General features: G+C 38.9%; 11 protein-coding genes, 1 pseudogene and 1 riboswitch. Of the genes and pseudogenes, 7 read left to right on the forward strand and 5 right to left on the reverse strand.

Annotated features, from left to right (window positions below; genetic code table 11):
* From CD31_RS03115 to thiW, 7 genes are all read left to right on the forward strand, one after another.
* Complete coding sequence (locus tag CD31_RS03115) at positions 1-543, forward strand: helix-turn-helix domain-containing protein (RefSeq protein WP_004224674.1); 543 nt, start codon at positions 1-3, stop codon at positions 541-543.
* A 17-nt stretch (positions 544-560) separates the two neighbouring features.
* Positions 561-1,667: an ABC transporter ATP-binding protein gene (locus CD31_RS03120; RefSeq protein WP_036075738.1), complete on the forward strand. Its 1,107-nt coding sequence runs from the start codon at positions 561-563 to the stop codon at positions 1,665-1,667.
* A complete protein-coding gene (locus CD31_RS03125; RefSeq protein WP_016992850.1) occupies positions 1,657-2,466 on the forward strand; it encodes an ABC transporter permease in 810 nt (269 codons plus the stop codon). Before CD31_RS03120 ends, CD31_RS03125 begins: the two co-directional genes overlap by 11 nt.
* Entirely contained in the window at positions 2,463-3,260 is a 798-nt protein-coding gene (locus CD31_RS03130; protein WP_036075740.1) for an ABC transporter permease, read from the forward strand. The genes CD31_RS03125 and CD31_RS03130 overlap by 4 nt, the downstream gene beginning before the upstream one ends.
* Entirely contained in the window at positions 3,257-4,330 is a 1,074-nt protein-coding gene (locus CD31_RS03135; protein WP_016992430.1) for an ABC transporter substrate-binding protein, read from the forward strand. The genes CD31_RS03130 and CD31_RS03135 overlap by 4 nt, the downstream gene beginning before the upstream one ends.
* 497 nt (positions 4,331-4,827) lie before the next feature.
* Positions 4,828-6,024 carry an MFS transporter gene (locus tag CD31_RS03140; protein ID WP_036075742.1) on the forward strand — a complete coding sequence of 399 codons (1,197 nt, stop codon included), beginning with the start codon at positions 4,828-4,830 and terminating at the stop codon, positions 6,022-6,024.
* Between the two features lie 66 nt (positions 6,025-6,090).
* Positions 6,091-6,198, forward strand: a riboswitch (TPP riboswitch).
* Positions 6,199-6,294: 96 nt separating this feature from the next.
* Entirely contained in the window at positions 6,295-6,795 is a 501-nt protein-coding gene (gene thiW / locus CD31_RS03145) for an energy coupling factor transporter S component ThiW (RefSeq protein WP_036075743.1), read from the forward strand.
* Positions 6,796-7,064: 269 nt separating this feature from the next.
* Here thiW and CD31_RS03150 read toward each other — a convergent pair whose 3' ends face one another.
* The 5 genes and pseudogenes from CD31_RS03150 to CD31_RS03170 all read right to left on the reverse strand — a co-directional run bounded on the left by CD31_RS03150 (position 7,065) and on the right by CD31_RS03170 (position 14,659).
* Positions 7,065-9,662: a VWA domain-containing protein gene (locus CD31_RS03150; protein WP_036075744.1), complete on the reverse strand. Its 2,598-nt coding sequence runs from the start codon at positions 9,660-9,662 to the stop codon at positions 7,065-7,067.
* Positions 9,646-11,391, reverse strand: a complete 1,746-nt coding sequence (locus CD31_RS03155; protein ID WP_036075745.1) for a vWA domain-containing protein — start codon at positions 11,389-11,391, stop codon at positions 9,646-9,648. The genes CD31_RS03150 and CD31_RS03155 overlap by 17 nt, the downstream gene beginning before the upstream one ends.
* 11 nt (positions 11,392-11,402) lie before the next feature.
* Positions 11,403-12,278 carry a DUF58 domain-containing protein gene (locus tag CD31_RS03160; RefSeq protein WP_016992434.1) on the reverse strand — a complete coding sequence of 292 codons (876 nt, stop codon included), beginning with the start codon at positions 12,276-12,278 and terminating at the stop codon, positions 11,403-11,405.
* Positions 12,275-13,270, reverse strand: coding sequence for an AAA family ATPase (locus CD31_RS03165; protein WP_016992435.1), 996 nt, complete (start codon positions 13,268-13,270; stop codon positions 12,275-12,277). Before CD31_RS03165 ends, CD31_RS03160 begins: the two co-directional genes overlap by 4 nt.
* A gap of 11 nt (positions 13,271-13,281) precedes the next feature.
* A pseudogene (locus CD31_RS03170) lies at positions 13,282-14,659 on the reverse strand (hypothetical protein).
* Positions 14,660-14,668 lie beyond the last annotated feature (9 nt).

The following is a 14,668-nucleotide window of genomic DNA, read 5'->3' on the forward strand; positions in this document are numbered from 1 at the left end:
ATGCAAATAGGAGCAAAAATTAAAGCGCTTCGTTTAAAAAAAGGTCTTACCCAAGAGGAACTTGGAGAACGTACAGATTTAAGTAAAGGCTATATTTCCCAATTAGAACGTGATCTAAACTCACCTTCAATTGAAACATTATTTTCAATATTAGAAGTTTTAGGGTCGAGACCTAAAGACTTTTTTGATGATGAATCACCTGAACAGAAGGTTGTTTATACAGAGGAAGATCAATCTACCTATACCGATGAAGAAAAAAAATATGAAATTCAATGGCTGATTCCTACTTCGAATGAGAAAGAGATGGAACCCATTTTCTTAACCTTTGCGGCAGATGGCGAGTTCAAACAGTTTGAGCCTTCGCTCTCGGAAACATTTATTTATGTGGTTAAAGGGCGTATTCGTCTCGTTTTAGGGAATGAACAGTATATCGCAAGTGAAGGCAACGCACTTTATTATGACGCGACAGACCATCATCAGATTTTTAATGCACATGATGATGAAACAAAAATTTTACTTGTCGCAACAGATTCTTATTTATAGCTTAAGGAGGCGCATCCATGACAACCAATTCAATTATCCGCTTTGAAAATGTTTCAAAGTCATATAGTGACGGTACCGTCGTTTTAAAAAATATCAATTTGGAGCTTGAAAAAGGGAAATTTTACACACTCCTAGGTCCATCAGGTTGTGGTAAAACAACCATTTTACGAATTATCGCAGGATTTACCGAACCTACAACAGGAAATGTATTTTTCCATGATAAAAAGATTAATGCAGTTCCTGCCAATGAGCGTCAAGTTAATACTGTTTTTCAGGATTATGCGCTATTCCCTCATTTAAATGTTTTTGAAAATGTCGCATTTGGCCTCCGCATTAAAAAGCTTCCTGAAAAGGACATAAAAGAACGTGTGGCTGAAGCCTTAAAGTTTGTCAATTTGGCAGGCTATGGTAACCGCGAAATATCTGAAATGTCTGGAGGACAACGACAACGTGTCGCGATTGCGCGTGCCATTGTCAATGATCCTGAAGTGATTTTACTGGATGAGCCACTTTCAGCTTTAGACTTAAAGCTACGTACAGAAATGCAATATGAGCTACGTGAATTACAGCAACGTCTTGGCAAAACATTTGTCTTTGTTACACATGATCAAGAAGAAGCACTTGCCATGAGTGACGAAATTTTTGTCTTAAGTGAAGGTCAAATTCAGCAATCAGGTACACCTGTGGATATTTATGATGAACCAATTAACCGCTTTGTTGCTGACTTTATTGGTGAATCCAATATTGTACCTGGTGTGATGATTGAGGACTTTAAGGTTGCATTTGCTGGCAAAGTTTTTGAATGTGTCGATCAAGGAATGAAGCCAAATGAAAAAATAGACATTGTTATTCGACCTGAAGATTTAGAAATGACAACAATTGATAAAGGCAAACTTGTAGTAAAAGTGGATACACAATTATTCCGAGGGGTACATTATGAATTATCCACATACGATAAAGATGGTAATGAGTGGCTAGTCCATTCATTAAAGAAAGCAGAAGTAGGGACAGAAATTGGCTTAGACTTTGATCCTGAGGCGATTCATGTAATGCGCTTAAACGAAACAGAGGAAGAGTTTGATAAACGATTAGAATCGTATGGAGACGATGAAGATGCAAACTAAAACATCGAAATCAGCGTTATTTCCATATGTGTTATGGATTGCCTTTTTCGTTATCGCGCCAATTGCACTTGTTGTTTATTATTCCCTACTCGATTTACATGGCAACTTTACGCTCGATAACTATAAAGCGTTCTTTTCTTCAGTTTACTTAAAGATGACATTGAGCTCGTTTTGGTATGCATTTTTAATTACACTCTTTACACTATTAATTTCATATCCAACTGCTTATTTTTTAACGAAGACAAAGCATAAACAACTTTGGCTTCTACTTATTATAATTCCATCATGGATTAATCTTTTGTTAAAAACATATGCCTTTATCGGCATCTTTGGGTTATACGGACCTATTAATGCATTTATCGAAGTATTTGGCTTCGATCCAAAGCAAATGCTCTTTACTGATATAAGCTTTGTCTTTGTGTCAGTCTATATTTTTATTCCATTTATGATTTTACCGATCTTCAATTCTTTAGATCGTTTAAACCCAACGCTCATTTATGCAGCACGTGATTTAGGTGCTTCGGCTTTTACTACCTTCCGTCGTGTTGTTTTACCATTGACAATGGATGGCGTTAAATCTGGTATTCAAGTCGTCTTTATTCCTGCTCTATCCCTGTTCATGATTACTCGCTTAATTGCTGGGAACCGTGTCATTACTCTAGGTACAGCGATTGAACAGCAATTCCTTGTGACACAAAACTGGGGTATGGGTTCCACTATTGCTGTATTCTTAATTTTATTTATGGTGATTATTATGCTAGTTACGGGACAAAAGGATAAAGGAGGTCGCGTACGATGAACAAACTATCTGCATCAGCCAAAGTCTATTTAACAATTGTTTTTATCGTTCTCTATGCTCCGATCTTCTATTTAATCTTTTACTCATTCAATAGTGGCGGTTCCATGAATAATTTTAAATCCTTTACTTTAGAGCATTATCAGGCGGTTTTTGAAGATTCACGTCTTCTTGTTATATTAATAAATACGGTTATCGTGGCACTTCTTTCCGCTCTCATTTCCACTATTATTGGTACCCTAGGAGCTATTGGAATTGTGACGGTTAAGGATTCAAAAATGCGTAATACTTTATTATCCTTAAACAATGTCTTAATCGTCAGCCCAGACGTTATTATCGGGGCTAGCTTCTTAATTTTATTTACACTGGTAGGTATTAAACTGGGCTTTGCATCTGTTTTATTAGCGCATGTTGCATTTAGTGTACCGATTGTTGTATTAATGGTTTTACCAAAGCTACTAGAAATGAATAACTCATTAATCGATGCAGCATTAGATTTAGGGGCAACGAAAAAGGACGTTATGATGCGTGTCATTCTTCCTTATATTCAACCAGGGATTTTTGCAGGCTTCTTCCTTGCCCTTACGTATTCATTAGATGATTTTGCTGTGACATTCTTTGTAACAGGTAATGGCTTTAGTACTTTATCAGTAGAAATTTATTCCATGGCCCGCGCAGGAATTTCTCTAACGGTGAATGCGATTTCTGGTTTAGTATTCTTTGTTACGGTGTTAGTTGTTGTTGGTTATTATTTCATTACAAGTCGTACGAATAAAAGAATGGAGGGGCAACGATGAAGTCACTAATTCAAGCAACCATCGCCATCCTTGTCGTTTCAGCCCTTTTATTCTATGCGGCTGATGCCTTAAGTGCAGGTGGCGGTAAAAGTGGAAAAGATACGTTAACCATCTTTAACTGGGGAGAATATATTGATCCTGATTTGTTAAAAGAATTTGAAAAAGAAACAGGCATTCATGTCATTTATGAAACATTCGATTCCAATGAAGCTATGATGACAAAGATTCAACAAGGCGGAACAGCTTATGATATTGCTGTCCCTTCTGAGTATATGATCGAAAAAATGAAGGAAGAAAATTTATTGATTCCTTTAGATAAAACGAAAATCCCTAATTTAAAAAATATTGATCCTTACTTTTTAGATTTACCATTCGATGATAACAATAAATACTCTGTCCCTTATTTTTGGGGAACTGTCGGTATAGTCTATAATCCAAGCCTAGTTGGTGACTTAGACTTCTCTTCTTGGGACGATTTATGGGACCCTTCTTTAAAACGAAAAGTCTTTTTAGTAGATGGTGCTCGTGAAGTCATTGGCATGGGCTTAAACAGTCTTGGCTATTCTCTAAATTCACTAGATGATCAGGAACTTCGCGAAGCTACTGACAAGTTAATCACACTCGCACCAAATGTAAAAGCGATCATTGGAGATGAAATTACACCGTTAATGATCAATAATGAGGCAACAGTTGCCCTTACTTGGTCTGGTCAAGCTGCTGACATGATGTATGAAAATGAAGAGCTAGACTTTGCTGTACCTGAGGAAGGCTCAAACTTATGGTTTGATAATATGGTCATCCCAAAAACATCAAAAAATATTGATGGTGCCCATGCCTTTATCAACTTCATGCTAAGTGCTGAATCTGGTGCTCAAAATGCCGATTTTGTAGGCTACTCAACACCTAATATTGCAGCTATGGACTTAATGGACGAAGAAGTTGTTTCTGACGAACGTTACTATCCTTCTGAAGAACAACGTGACACATTAGAGGTCTACAAAAATTTAGGACCTGATTATTTAGGGAAATACAATGAATTATTCTTAGAATTTAAAATGAGTATTCGATAATTCAGCTAGCGAATAGGTTTCACACCAATTCGCTAGTTTTTTCTCTGCCTATCTAACTTTCTATTAAATTAAGAACATTATCCATCAACTATTTGTATTATTATATTTAAATAATTTAACTAGAATTTGAAGGTTCCCCACATCCTCGGTTATGGAAAAAACTCGAATATAGATATTGTCACCTATCCTGCACAAATTATTTTATCAATAAGCAAGCCATAAAAATGTACTTTTAGTATTACATAACCTTCACTCATTACTTCTGAACATAGTTAAACTTTATGCCATTACAGACAAACCCACAAATTTCACAAGCGAAGTCCATCCACTTTTATTACAAAAATGGATTATTTTACAATTCATAAGTGCCCCGACGAAAACTTTTGTGGAAAACCATTCTAAATATAGAACCAGTACTATAATCTTAACTATTAGCCAAGCAATAATTCTTTATGATAGACTGTACTATATTTGATTACAAAAAGGGGGTTCATTCGATGACCCAGCAGAAGTCCAATAAGGCGGCTTTGTATATTTTAATGTTTAATATGTTTATCGCAATGGGGAGTATCGGCATAATTATTCCTGTCATGCCAGAGTATTTAAAAATATTTGGTGCAGCAGGACAAGTTCTAGGTATGCTAATTGCAACGTTCGCCTTAGCTCAATTCGTATTTTCTCCAATTGCTGGGAATCTTTCAGATCAGTACGGTCGAAAAAATTTAATTATTTTCGGTCTTATTGTGACAGGTCTTGCTCAAATCGGTTTCGGCCTTGCTACAGATGTATGGATGCTCTTTTTAGCACGCTTTTTAGGTGGTCTAGGTTCCGCATTTGTTGCACCTCCTATTATGGCTTTTGTTGCTGACGTCACAACCTATGAAGAACGTGGAAAAGGTATGGGGATGTTGGGTGCCGCTATGTCTCTTGGCTTTATGATTGGGCCAGGAATCGGTGGTTTCTTAGCAAAGGTAAGCTTACATTTTCCATTTTTCACCGCTGGAGCTGCAGCCATCCTAGCTTCTATTTTATCTTATTTCTTATTACCATCTACCAAACCAAACACTGCTCAAAAGATACAAAAGCAAGACAATCTGGCGAAGCAAATGGCTCGTTCCATACATATGCCTTATTTTGTAATGCTTATTATTATGCTGGTGTTCTCATTCGGAATTGCAAATTTCCAAACGACATTATCATTATTTGTGACAGAAAAGTTTAATTACACACCTGTGGATATAGCAATTATATTAGTTGTTGGTGGTGCTTTTGGAGTAGTAGTACAAATGTTTATCATTACACCACTGTTCAATCGCTTCGGTGAAATGAAAGTAGTACTTGTCAATTTATTTATTGCAGCTGTTGCTATTTTCTTAATATTATTTGTTTCTGGCTTTGCCCTTATATTAGTTGTAGCAACGATTTTCTCTACAGCAACGACATTAATTCGTCCAGCTGTTAATACACTTATCTCAAAGCTTGCAGAGAAAGAGCAAGGATTTGCTGCGGGCTTGAATAATGCCTATATGAGCCTTGGGAATATGATTGGACCTGCTTTAGCTGGTCTATTATTTGACTGGAATATGAATAGCCCCTATATTTTCGGATCTATCATATTATTAGCCTGCTTCTTCCTTGCGCTCATCTGGACATTGAAAAAAGCACCTCATTTAATGCATCCCGATACAAAATAGTCTGAAAAATCATTGACTATTTTTAGCAGTATGTTACATTATTGTTGATTCACAAAATTGAATGATTTTAACCACTAGGGGAGTCTTTAAAAGGCTGAGACGTATATGGTAATATACGGACCCTTTGAACCTGATCTAGTTCATACTAGCGGAGGGAAGTGGCGCTACTTGCTATTGTCACTATATACAGGCAAGGCCGCTTCCTATTGTGTTTCAAGGAGGCGGCCTTTTTATTTTTCCTCACGAACTTTATCAAAAGGAGTGAACCTTATGTCAATTCGTAAATTAACAGTTATGGCTTTATTAGTAGCCATTGCTGTTGCAGGGTCTACTTTCATATCCATCCCAACAGGAATCGCACGTGCATACCCCGTTCAGCATGCTATTAATGTGATAGGAGCCATTATACTTGGACCCGTACCAACAGTTATTGTTGCCTTTGTCACGGCTATCATTCGAATCCTTACCGGGACAGGCTCTCTATTAGCTATCCCTGGAAGTGTCATTGGCGCGTTCTGTGCTGCCCTTGCCTATAAATATAGCAGTAAAATGTGGTTAGCATGTATCGGAGAAGTTGTAGGCACTGGCATTCTTGCTTCACTTATTGCCGTCCCTTATGCAAAATTATTCATGGGCACATCTGTAGCAGCTCTCTTCTTCCTACCAGCCTTTTTAACATCAAGTATAATCGGCGCCATTTTAGGTGTTATGGTTGCTAGCAGCTTGTGTAAAACGGAGCTAGTAAAGAGGTTTAATTCTTCTCTTTATTGAGAGGGGAGAATAGGAGCATTCTTTGAAATAGGGGTAGTCCAAATTAAAGCGTCTCTCTTCATTTTATGAGAAGGCTGTGCCCAAACTTGGACGTCTTTCTTCCTTTATGAGCGGCAATGGCTCTTCTTAGAGCGCCTTTCTTCTCCTTATGAGCAAAGAGCCCACTTTTTAGATCACCTTGCCGCTCTCTACAAAGGGAGCAACTCTCTATTCAAACAATACAAAAAAAGCAGTGCAAACCTATTAAAGTTTGCACTGCCTCCTCCATTTTAAGATCTCTTTTTCATGCCTTTTAATAACTGTGCTACATTTGTATTCTCTGCCTGTACAGGTTTTTCCTCAACCAGCGGCTCTTTCTTCTTCGCGTTCGTTAGGAAATTCCAACCAAAACGTCTTATGGTAATATCAATAAAGAATAGGAGCATACTCGCTAAGAGCAGCCATGTGGCAATATTTTGCCGATCTGCTCCTTTTGTCGTAAAGTCACGGAAGACATCTTGTGGTTCCTTTAAAACAGTACCTCCTGTTTGTTGAGTCAACTCTTCTATCAGTTGATTATTTACAGGGAGTAGTTCGTATTCAGCACTATAAGGAACACTTAGACCTGCCTGGTAAATGGCCTGCTTTTCATCTGCTACACGGAAGAAAATTAATCCAGGTTCAGCTTGTACTACAGCTCGAACTTGGGATGCGGAAATGGTTTCAAGTTGTGTTTCTAGCTCCTCCCCTGCTTCATTTACCGCTACAATATCTAAAAATGCGGCTTCATTTGTAGGGTCTGTAATCATAAAGGAACCATCTGCTTCCAATCTTACATCATAGGCTACATCATTGTAGCTTGGTAGCATTTGAGAAATAAGTGTTTGCCAAAATGCTCCCCAATTCTGCCATCTTGCCCAATCTCCTGTCCATTTACCCGTTGAATCAGATGTAAAGGCAAATGTTTTACCAAGACCATATTGCCACTGGGCTAACACAGGATCTTCCTTCTCGCTTTCTGCTACAACAGTAGCCCCCTGTTTTGCCGTTGTGCCAATATATGCATTCATTTGTGGGACACCATTAGCAAACAGTGAGTTCCATCCTGCTGCATTATAAATTGCCGGATAGAATGGATTGTCCTCAATATACGTTCGGGATATCATAGCTGTTTCACGAGATAAAATAGAAGGAATGGTTTGCTCATCTATCACATCATAGAAACGTCCACTGCCCATGTCACTAAGCGCTTCTAATAAGTTCGCATCGGCATCTTGTCCAATCGCTACTGTCGATAAGGTTATACCATCTTCTTTTCCTTCAGCAATTAAATCCTCATAGTTTCCTGCCTGTGATTGCCCATCTGTTAAGAGAATAATATGCTTACGTTGGAGCTTTAAATCAGCAAGGTTCTCGTAGGCTTTAGCTAGTGAACTATAGATTTCTGTTCCACCACCAGGTGTTACTGATAAAATAGTATCCACAGCCTCTTCTTTACTGCTAAGAGGCCCTGTCTCTATAATCTCCCAAGGACGATCATCAAAGGCGATGAATCCTAATGTATCCTCGTCTCGCAACATCTCAACAGAACGTGCCGCTGCTTCCTTAGCAAGCTCAAGCTTCGAGCCTTGCATACTGCCAGAACGGTCAAGTACAATCACTAATCCTAAGGAAGGCAATTGCTCTTTGCCCTTAATTTCCATTTCCACTGGCAATAAGGTTTCAATCGGTGTTTTAAAATAGCCGCCTAGACCAAAACTATTTTCTCCACCCACCATTGTAAAACCAACACCAAAGTTTTTGACTGCTTGCTCTATAACACTCATTTTTGCTTCACCCACTAAATGACCTGGCACATTGTCGAAAATAATAGCATTATATTGCAAATAGCTGGATAGTTCATTTGGTAGACTGTCGGGCGCTACAACATCATAGGCAATCGATTGACTACCAAGTGCTGCTCCGATTGGTGAAGCTGTTTCATAACCATTCACGATTAATAAATGTGGTTCACTTTGAACCATTGTGACACTAGTTAGCTTATTGTTTTCAAAAATAGCATCCTGACCAACTTGAACAACGGCTTCATATTTTACAAGCCCTTCAGCTGTTGCTGCATGTTTATAGGTAAACACATTCGTGCCTTCAGTCAGCTCAATGGCCTCTCGATGAATAAGCTCATCATTTTCATATAATAACAGCTCACCTTGGGCCGCTGATGTTGCATGTATGTCTGTCACTAATTGTTGCTGCTCTCCAACATAAGCAACCTGAGGGGATACAAAGCTTTTTAATGACACATCGTTGACAACTGGCTGACTAAAAGTCTTAACATCCACACTAATATTGGAGCCTTTCAACTTCGAAGCAAATTCTAAAGCATCTCCCTTTGTCTCATTACCATCTGTTAATAGCACAAGACGAGTTGCCTTTTTAGGATCTATAATACCTGTGGCAAGCTGTAGACTTTGTTCTATATTCGTTTGATCGGTAGCTTTGATTTCAGTCAGTTTTGGTACTTCCTTTAAGGTTTTAGACAAAATGGCTTCTGTTTGTAAAGTGGAGGAAAATGAATAAATGCCCGCAAGCTGTGGTTCTTTTTTTGATTGTAGGCTTTCCTGAATAAACTGAACCATCTCATCTTCCGTACCATTCATAGATGCAGAACGGTCTACTAAATAAACAATTTGTTCTTCTTTTATTGGTAATAATAGATACGGTCCTGCAAGTGCAAAAACTAAACAGCCTGCTGCCACTATGCGAATAGTAAGTACAACAATATGACTTCTTTTGAGTCGCTGCCGCTCATGAAAGTATGTCCATCCAAAATACAAGAATAATGGAAGGAGTAACAACAATACTAACGGCATATCAATTCGTAAATCCACGACGTCGTTGCACCTCCCACTCTGAAACAAACAATAGTAAAATAATGACAATTAGCCAAGGTACGAAAGAGGTCATCGATACTTCTTCCTTCCCGTTGTCTGAGATATCACCTAATGTAAAGCTTGTTCCTTGTTCAATAACACGTTCTTGGGCTTGCAATTGGACAATCAATTGTTTTTCCTCATTATTTGAACGTACCATATAAATGCCCGGCTCTTTTGGCGCAGTTAACATCCCCTTCGTAACAGACGAAAGAAACTCGTCTTCTTGCGAATAAACATTCCAGTCTCCTTGCGCTAAAGCTACTGCACGCTGTTCATTGGGTGAAAAAATCCCAAGTGAACCAACTGATTCTGTTAGCTGTTGCTCAGTACTCCATAGAAATAGTGGAAATGATGGATGTAAGGGCCAGTCAGTATCGGCAATATCCGCTAAAATAACAATATCTCCTTTAGGGGAGCGTTGTATGAACGGCTCTTCTCCAACAGAAGCAATCGTTTCATAGTCCGCAAAGCCAGGATAAATAGCACTAACATAAACATCCTTTAGTTCACTAAAAGCAAACAATGCATCACTCCTAGTGCTTACCGTCCCACTTGCTTTTATTTTCTCTGCATCATCACGACCAAATAATACAAGCGGTTTATCCATCTTTTCTAATAAGGCTGTTTGATTTGTGATTACTGTAGCATCTTGATTGTCAGCTACTTGCGATGAAGGAACGATTTTCACACCACTACTAACCGTTTGAAAACCTTTTTGTATCAGTTGATGCATGCCTTGATCCACAACAATTTTTGAAGAAGTCGTTTGTAGTAAAACAGTTTGTTGATTATCTACAGCATAATCATCTTTTGCATCGATAGTAGCTGTCATCGATTTTGCAATAGGCAAATCTTTGAATGTTTTCGTAATGGCTTCATTTGGAGGCACAACGACACTTTCTGCTACCAGCTCCTCACCCTCTGCATTTTTCAATGCGAGTGTTATCTTTTGCTCGGTATTTGTATCATTATGAAGTTGGATAAGCGCCAGCGTAACTTGTCCATCTGTCGTAGCAGCAAAGCGTGTAATTGCAATATTTGTTAAGTCTTTAGTAGCGCCTCTTACTAGCCATTTAACAGAATCCTTGTCCATCGGTAATTGCTTTTTATCAAGTGTATCTGTAAAAACATAGATAGAAGTTGGTGTATCGCCCACAAATGCCTGTGCTACATCCAGTGCTTTATTCATTTCAGCCGTTTCATAGGTTACTTGTAAATCTTGAATAGCTTTTTTTATTTCATTTGTGTTTGTTTCTTGCTGTAAAACAGCTTTTGGGGCTGCGCCAGTTGTAATTAATGTGACAGGTCGACCATTCAATTCATCCATCAAGTTCAGCATTTCCTGTTTATGAGCGTCAAAGGTTGATTGCTCTTTACCTGCCAGCATTGTGGCTGAAGTATCTACAATAAATATGGTTTGTGCACCAACAATGGTTGATTTTTTTATATAAGGATTCATCAATGCCAAAACAAGTAGCAGTAAAGCAAGAAGCTGTAAATATAGTAGGGCATTTTTTTGTAAATGCTTTAAATAAGGCGATACACGCGTTTCCTGCATAATCTCCGACCAAAAAAGTGTCGAAGAAACAGTTTGATCTGTATATTTTTTTCGAAAAAAATAATAAAGTAGGACAATGACCGGGATGATGGCCGTCCAGCTAAATATAATTTGACTAAAGCCCAATACGGCTCACCTCACCTAATCCAATGTGCTTTTAATAATTGCTGGAAAATCGCATATTGCAAGCCATCTTCCACTTTCAATTGTAATTGTCGAACACCAAAGCGACGGCAAATGGCTTCAAATTCTTCTTCATGTAGTATACGTCTTGCATGGTAGGACTCCAGTACTCTAGAGGACATCGTCACATTCACATCATTACCTGTTTCACGATCAAGGAGACGTACATCACCCGAATAATTTGGTGACAGTTCTTCTTGCGTTACAATTTGCAAAATGCGAACATCTCCAGCGTAGCGTGGTAGCCTTTTTAATAGCTGTTCCCATTCTTCAATTGGCTCTAATCCATCTGTAACAATGAATAATACGGTACTATCTTTAGGCAAAGCTTTAAGTGCATCCTTGGCAAAACGATGAGAGTAATTAGCTTCCTCTATATCAGTTACTAGCTGTAAAAAAGCTCGGCGATACATGGTACCCTTCCGTCGAAATGGTGGCTTCACTTCATCTTGAACAATAGAAAAGGAAAGACGATCATCTCGACCTAATACCATTAGACCGAGGGAGGCCACAATTTGACGAGCAAATAGCCACTTAGCATGTTCTCCCATTGATTTGGTCGCATCTAGTAAAATATGTACACGCATCTCTTGCTCATCTAAAAACCTTTTAATAAAGTATTTATCTGTACGAGCAAAGACGTTCCAATCCACTTGGCGTACATCATCTCCTAAATGGTATTCTCGAAAATCTGAGAAATCGAGGGATGCCCCGAAGCGTTGAGAACGGTGCGAGCCCTTATGTTGCCCGCGTAGTTTGGAGGCCGTCGCTATTTGAAAGCGACTGATTTTCGCTAACCAGTCTTCGGGCAATAAGTATTTAGCTGTCACTTGCTAATACCTTGCTGAACCTTTTCTAAAATAACATCAATCACATCGTCTGCCGTTTTTCCTGAAGCCTCCCCTTCATAATTCAACAGCATTCGATGACGTAAAACAGGCTTAGCAACAGATTTAATATCCGCTACAGAAACATGAAAACGACCATTCATTAAAGCTCTTGCCTTTGCCAATTTGATTAAGCTCTGCAAACCACGTGGACCACTTCCATACATTGCATATTGTTTAACCTCATCAAGCGCATCTATTCTTTCAGGATGCGTAGCCACCACTAGATCCGTTGCATACTCCAGCATTTCATCAGCAACCATCACTTCTTTTACCATTTGCTGAGCTTCAATAAGAGCATCCGTATCCATTTGCTTTTGTAAACCAATTTCCTGGGCTCCTGTCGTTCGTTTCATAATTTCCATAAGTTCGCTTTTTTCAGGATAGGGTACAAGAATTTTACAAAGGAAACGGTCCATCTGTGCTTCTGGTAATGGGTATGTTCCTTCCATTTCAATAGGGTTTTGAGTGGCCAACACGAAAAATGGTTTCGCCATTTTTTTTGTATCCCCCAATATTGTTACCGTTTTTTCCCCCATTGCTTCCAACAAGGCACTTTGGGTTTTTGGTGTGGCGCGATTTATCTCATCAGCCAATACCATTTGGCTAAAGATTGGCCCAGGTTGAAACGTAAATTGCTGCTTCCCATCGGGTGTACGTTCAATCATGCTTGTTCCTGTTATATCTGCTGGCATAAGATCTGGTGTAAATTGAATACGTGAAAACGACAGATCCAGTACCTCTGAAATCGTACGAATTAACATCGTTTTTCCTAAACCAGGTAAACCTTCTAACAATGCATGACCATCCGCTAATACTGCATACAGGGTATAATCAATTGCTTCTTCCTGTCCAACAATGAAGCGATGAATTTCTTCTTTAACTTGTTGTAATTTCGTACTCATATCTACATATTGTTGCTCTGTAAAGGCCATTTCTTTTCCTCCTACTGCGACTCAATTGACGTGAAATAAGATTGCACGACATTTTGTAAATCCTTCGGTAATTGTAAACGCTCTGAACTCTCTAAATAGCTGTCTTTGTATGATCCAATTACTTCTTCATAAGGTCGAATAGAACCTTTTGTGATCGGACCATTTCCTTGTTGCTCAGATACATGGGAACCATCTCCTAATGCGCCACCATCTACTGATGTCTCAGTTGACCCACCAATTCGATTCGGTGTCGTTAACAAATTCCGACCGCCTTGGCCACTTCCTGCTCCTTGACCACCTTGGCCTTGGCCTTGACCCTGTCCTTGACCTTGGCCCTGTCCTTGGCCTTGACCCTGTCCTTGACCTTGACCCTGTCCTTGACCTTGACCCTGTCCTTGACCTTTGCTCTGGCTATTACCATTTTGCTGTTGAGAACCACTTTGAGCATTATTTTGACTAGATTGGCCTTGTTGATTACTTGGTTGGGAATTACCAGATGACTGTTGACTGTTCTGATTGTGACTGCTTGCATTATTGGCACTCGCAATTGCATTTTGTAAGGAGTTACTTGCTGGTTTACCAAGTTTACTCATAGCAGTTTGTGTGGTATTTGCATTTTCTGTAAGCCCTTGCTGCATTTGGGCAAGCTCTTTTAGCTGCTCAACCTCTTCCTTCGATAATCCTTGGCCTTCTGTTGTGCCATCTTGACTAGCCGATTGTTTATCCTTTAATTGCTGCTCCTTTAATGCTAGCTCCTTTTGTTTTTTGACAATTTCTCGTAAAGCTTCTTCTGCTGTTTCAGCTTCTTTTAAAGTATTTTGAAGTTCTTGCAATTGCTCTTTTACTTCTTTTGTTTCCGCCTTTTTCTCTAATTCAGCAACTTCCTTCTTTATATCTTGGATAACTGCCTGCTCCTTTTCAACCTCTATTGCTTCAATTTGCGTAGCTGCTGGGAACATGTAAAGAATGGCTAGTACAACTGTTGTAATAAACAATCCGATAAACGCCTTTGGACGAAATAGATTTTTCAGCATTTTGCATTGCTTTCGATAATAATGATTGAACAAGAGGATCCTGATCATCTTTAAATGATAAAGCTGTCACTAATTCATTATGTGAGAAATAATGATCCAGTTTATGCAATGCCTCTCGCTCTTTGACCCTTTTCCACCACATATAAGCAATCGTTGCAATAATAACAGTAATAAAGGCTCCTAATGCTATTTGGCGATAATATGGCCAGACAAATAGTCGGGAAATAAGTACGAGAGAAGCACTCGAAAGCAATGCCAAAAACAAACCATATTGTGCAATGGGAATGCTTCTTTCAAGAGTTAATCTCGATTTTGCACGCTGAATATATTTTCGTAATTGCTTACGACGCTCCATACAAATTCC

The sequence above is a fragment of the Lysinibacillus boronitolerans JCM 21713 = 10a = NBRC 103108 genome (assembly GCF_000772935.1).
Classification (GTDB): domain Bacteria; phylum Bacillota; class Bacilli; order Bacillales_A; family Planococcaceae; genus Lysinibacillus; species Lysinibacillus boronitolerans.

Coding starts and splice junctions, on each gene's coding strand:
- thiW (WP_036075743.1), top strand. CDS start 6,295: ATGTCAATTCGTAAATTAACAGTTATGGCTTTATTAGTAGCCATTGCT.
- CD31_RS03125 (WP_016992850.1), top strand. CDS start 1,657: ATGCAAACTAAAACATCGAAATCAGCGTTATTTCCATATGTGTTATGG.
- CD31_RS03130 (WP_036075740.1), top strand. CDS start 2,463: ATGAACAAACTATCTGCATCAGCCAAAGTCTATTTAACAATTGTTTTT.
- CD31_RS03135 (WP_016992430.1), top strand. CDS start 3,257: ATGAAGTCACTAATTCAAGCAACCATCGCCATCCTTGTCGTTTCAGCC.
- CD31_RS03120 (WP_036075738.1), top strand. CDS start 561: ATGACAACCAATTCAATTATCCGCTTTGAAAATGTTTCAAAGTCATAT.
- CD31_RS03140 (WP_036075742.1), top strand. CDS start 4,828: ATGACCCAGCAGAAGTCCAATAAGGCGGCTTTGTATATTTTAATGTTT.
- CD31_RS03115 (WP_004224674.1), top strand. CDS start 1: ATGCAAATAGGAGCAAAAATTAAAGCGCTTCGTTTAAAAAAAGGTCTT.
- CD31_RS03165 (WP_016992435.1), bottom strand. CDS start 13,270: ATGGCCTTTACAGAGCAACAATATGTAGATATGAGTACGAAATTACAA.